Origin of the sequence: Flavobacterium sp., from assembly GCF_035456085.1 — a bacterium.
GTDB lineage: Bacteria > Bacteroidota > Bacteroidia > Flavobacteriales > Flavobacteriaceae > Flavobacterium.
In genome coordinates this window covers 1-4426 of the sequence record NZ_DATIDY010000049.1, presented here as the reverse complement: position 1 = coordinate 4426, position 4426 = coordinate 1, and the positions used below count along the sequence as shown (strand labels likewise).

The window sequence follows — 4426 nt, the reverse complement described above, 5'->3', positions numbered from 1 at the left end:
TCTAGGAACGTGTTCTTCTGTTTTTATATCCGCCAGTCTTTCGATTAGCGGGTGCAAAAGTAGCAATTTCTTTTTACCTGGCAAGAAAAATTTAAAGTTTTTTTGAAAAATTTTATTTTCGTTTTCCTCTCTTTCTCTTATCAGCTTATCAAATAACTTGCGCTTTTAGCGGGGTGCAAAAATAAGCAGCGTTTTTGTTTCTGGCAAGCTTTTCTCAATCTTTTTTTGAAAATTTCTTTTCTGTTGGATCTCAATTGCTTGTCAAAATTTCTTAGAACGTCTGCGCTTATTGCGGGTGCAAAAGTAGACAGTTTATCCGTTTAAACAATGGCTTTTTGCATTTATTTTTGGTTTATTTTTTAAAGAACTGGTTTAATGCGGGTTATCAATTGAGATTTTATTCTTTTTTAAGATTTTTGAACATTCGCTGATGATTTAATCTGTTATGACGGGATTTTTTAAAGGTTTTTAATGATTTTTTAATGATTTTAAAAGTCAAATAGGACTGTTTTTAGTCACTTCTCTCCTTTTCGTAGTTGAAATACTGCTTTCATTAATTTCTACTATACTATATAATACGTATGAAATTGGGAATTGATCGCAAAACGTAGAATTTAATGCATACCTAACAGGTTCTGAAAACCTGTTAGGACACCAATCATTCTTACGAAGAACCAAAGCCCTAGCCCTGATCGAAGTGGAAATCCTTGTTGACCGGGGTTCGGACAACAAGATTGAAACGCAGAGCAGGATTTAGCTCCTGAAAATCACTATTAATCAAATCATTCATTAAACCTTTAACTATATAAAACAAACTTATATATCTATTGTATGTGTTTTGTTAATACTTTATATTTGCACTCTAAAAAAAATAAAAAACAATGATTAAGATTACTTTGCCCGACGGGTCAGTTAAAGAGTTTGCTCCTGGAGTAACTCCTATGGATGTAGCAAAAAGCATTAGCGAAGGATTTGCAAGAAATGTGATTTCGGCTTCTTTCAGCGGTACAACTATTGAAACATCAACTCCACTGACCACTGATGGTAGTCTTATATTATATACATGGAATGATGCTGAGGGAAAAAAAGCTTTTTGGCATTCAACTTCACACGTGATGGCGCAAGTTCTAGAAGAAATGTATCCTGGGATCAAATTAACTCTTGGACCTGCAATTGCTAATGGTTTTTACTACGATGTGGATTTTGGTGATCAAAAAATTACTGACGCCGACTTTAAGAAAATCGAAGACAGAGTTCTTGAAATTTCAAAAGGAAAACACGAATTCAAAATGCGTCCTGTTACTAAAGCAGAAGCATTAGAAATGTACAAAGATAATGTCTACAAGACTGAATTGATCACTAATCTTGAAGACGGAACTATCACTTTTTGTGACCATGATACTTTTACTGACTTATGCCGCGGAGGTCATATCCCAAACACTGGTATCATTAAGGCAGTGAAAATAATGAGCGTTGCTGGTGCTTACTGGAGAGGTGATGAAAAAAACAAACAATTAACTCGTGTTTACGGAACTTCATTTCCTAAACAAAAAGAATTAACTGAATACCTGGAATTACTAGAAGAAGCGAAACGTCGCGACCACAGAAAACTAGGAAAAGAATTAGAATTGTTTGCTTTTTCTCAAAAAGTAGGTCAGGGTTTGCCTTTATGGTTACCAAAAGGAGCCGCTTTAAGAGACAGATTAGAGCAATTTTTGAAAAAAGCTCAGAAAAAAGCAGGTTACGAGCAAGTTGTCACTCCACATATTGGACAAAAAGAATTATATGTAACTTCTGGTCACTATGCGAAATATGGAGCTGACAGTTTTCAACCAATCAATACTCCAGCCGAAGGTGAAGAGTTTTTATTGAAACCAATGAACTGTCCTCACCACTGTGAAATTTATAATGTAAGACCTTGGTCATATAAAGATTTACCAAAACGTTATGCTGAATTCGGAACTGTTTACAGATACGAACAAAGTGGTGAATTACACGGTTTAACTCGCGTAAGAGGATTTACTCAGGATGATGCTCACATTTTTTGTACTCCAGAACAATTGGACGAAGAGTTTAAAAAAGTAATTGATCTGGTACTTTATGTATTTGGTTCATTAGGTTTTGAAAACTTTACTGCTCAGATTTCATTAAGAGATCAAGTAAACAGAGACAAATATATAGGTTCAGACGAAAACTGGGAAAAAGCTGAAAACGCTATTATCAATGCGGCAGCCGACAAAGGTTTAAATACTGTCGTTGAATATGGTGAAGCAGCTTTCTATGGTCCAAAACTGGACTTCATGGTAAAAGATGCCTTAGGAAGACAATGGCAATTAGGAACTATTCAGGTGGATTACAATTTACCTGAACGTTTTGAATTGACTTACAAAGGCTCTGATAACGAATTACATAGACCTGTGATGATTCATAGAGCTCCATTTGGGTCTATGGAACGATTTATTGCGATTTTATTAGAGCATACCGCAGGAAATTTCCCTCTATGGTTGATGCCTGAGCAGGCAATTATACTGTCTTTGAGCGAGAAATATGAAAATTATGCCAAAAAAGTTTTAAATCTGCTAGAAAATCACGAAATTCGCGCCCTAATTGACAACAGAAACGAAACAATTGGGAAGAAAATTAGAGATGCAGAATTGCAAAAGATCCCATTTATGTTGATTGTAGGTGAAGAAGAAGAGAAAAATGGAACCATTTCAATTCGTCGTCAAGGTCAAGAAGGAAAAGGAAATATCAGCGTTACAATAGAAGAATTTACTTCGATTGTCGACGAAGAAATAAAAAAGACATTAAAAGTATTTACAGTTTAACTTAAATTATAAAGCCATAGCAATAAGAAGCAACAGAGGTTATCAACCTCGCGTAGAAAAGAAGGATGCACACAGAATAAACAATAATATTCGTGGTGTACAAGAAGTAAGACTTGTTGGTGAAAATATTGAGCCTGGAGTATTTAAACTCTCAGAAGCTTTACGATTAGCGGATCAATTTGAATTAGATTTAGTTGAGATTTCTCCAAATGCTGAGCCGCCAGTTTGTAAAATCATGGATTACAAAAAATTCGTTTACGAACAAAAGAAACGTGATAAGGCTCTAAAAGCTAAATCTACTCAAGTGGTAGTAAAAGAAATACGTTTTGGTCCTCAAACTGATGAGCACGATTACGAATTTAAGAGAAAGAATGCTGAAAAATTCTTGAAAGAAGGCGCTAAATTAAAAGCTTTTGTATTCTTTAAAGGACGTTCTATCATCTATAAAGATCAGGGACAAATCTTATTATTAAGATTGGCAACTGACTTGGAAGAATACGGAAAAGTTGAAGCAATGCCAATTCTTGAAGGAAAGAGAATGATTATGTTCATTGCTCCTAAGAAGAAGAAATAAGTTAGTAAGCTCTAAGTAACTAAGCTATTGAGACAAAACTCAGTAACTATGCTTCTTAGATTCTTAACAACTTAAAAATAAATAAGTAAGTAAGGATAAATTAAAAAACTAGGAAAAATGCCTAAAATGAAAACCAAATCTAGCGCCAAGAAACGTTTTAAAGTTACTGGTTCTGGAAAGATTAAAAGAAAGCATGCTTTCAAAAGTCACATCTTGACTAAAAAATCTAAAAAACGTAAATTAGCTTTGACTCACTCAGCGCTAGTTCACTCAACAGATATGAAAAGCATCAAACAACAATTAAGAATTATCTAATAAAGTATTAAGTCTTGATAATTAAACATTAAGACAAAACTTAAAAGATTTCTTTAGGTTAAAACAAATTTAATAACCTTGGAGTATGGCTATAAGTTCCTTTGATTAAATTCAGGACGCCTGCTACAAAAAAACAATAAAATTATGCCAAGATCGGTAAATTCAGTTGCTAAAAGAGCAAGAAGAAAAAAAATAATGAAACAAGCCAAAGGTTACTTTGGTCGTCGTAAAAACGTTTGGACAGTAGCGAAAAACGCGGTTGAGAAAGCAATGTGCTACGCTTACCGCGATAGAAAGCAAAACAAAAGAAACTTCCGTTCATTGTGGATTCAACGTATCAACGCTGGAGCTCGTTTGGAAGGAATGTCTTACTCTCAATTCATGGGTAAAGTAAAATCTAACGGAATCGAATTGAACAGAAAAGTTCTTGCAGATTTAGCTATGAACCACCCAGAAGCTTTCAAAGCTATTCTTAATAAAGTAAAATAAACGTTTTATAAACTCAATTTAAGATTACTTACTTATTATATAAAAACCATTCGTTAACGCGAATGGTTTTTTTTTGTTTTTACAATGGGTTTGACTAAGTGATCAAATAATGAATTACATTTACTTAAATTAGCTTAAAATGCAGAACGCACTAATTGATCATATTCAAAAATTTATCCAACTTGAACTTTCTGAGATCGATTTATTAGAATCTTGCCTT

4 protein-coding genes are annotated in these 4426 nt (G+C 33.8%); all 4 read left to right on the top strand.

All coding sequences use genetic code 11. The annotated features are described in order from the left end of the window. Positions 1 to 881: 881 nt before the first annotated feature. Complete coding sequence (gene thrS, locus VLC96_RS04270) at positions 882 to 2828, top strand: threonine--tRNA ligase (protein ID WP_325260821.1); 1947 nt, start codon at positions 882 to 884, stop codon at positions 2826 to 2828. 16 nt (positions 2829 to 2844) lie between these two features. Continuing rightward, positions 2845 to 3402: a translation initiation factor IF-3 gene (gene infC / locus VLC96_RS04265; RefSeq protein WP_414655563.1), complete on the top strand. Its 558-nt coding sequence runs from the start codon at positions 2845 to 2847 to the stop codon at positions 3400 to 3402. A 117-nt stretch (positions 3403 to 3519) separates the two neighbouring features. After that, positions 3520 to 3717: a 50S ribosomal protein L35 gene (gene rpmI, locus VLC96_RS04260; protein WP_007810722.1), complete on the top strand. Its 198-nt coding sequence runs from the start codon at positions 3520 to 3522 to the stop codon at positions 3715 to 3717. Between the two features lie 144 nt (positions 3718 to 3861). After that, positions 3862 to 4206 carry a 50S ribosomal protein L20 gene (gene rplT / locus VLC96_RS04255; protein WP_200106633.1) on the top strand — a complete coding sequence of 115 codons (345 nt, stop codon included), beginning with the start codon at positions 3862 to 3864 and terminating at the stop codon, positions 4204 to 4206. Positions 4207 to 4426 lie beyond the last annotated feature (220 nt).

Bases quoted from the DNA above. Each gene is read 5' to 3' on its own strand.
- thrS (WP_325260821.1), top strand. From the start codon at position 882: ATGATTAAGATTACTTTGCCCGACGGGTCAGTTAAAGAGTTTGCTCCT.
- rpmI (WP_007810722.1), top strand. From the start codon at position 3,520: ATGCCTAAAATGAAAACCAAATCTAGCGCCAAGAAACGTTTTAAAGTT.
- rplT (WP_200106633.1), top strand. From the start codon at position 3,862: ATGCCAAGATCGGTAAATTCAGTTGCTAAAAGAGCAAGAAGAAAAAAA.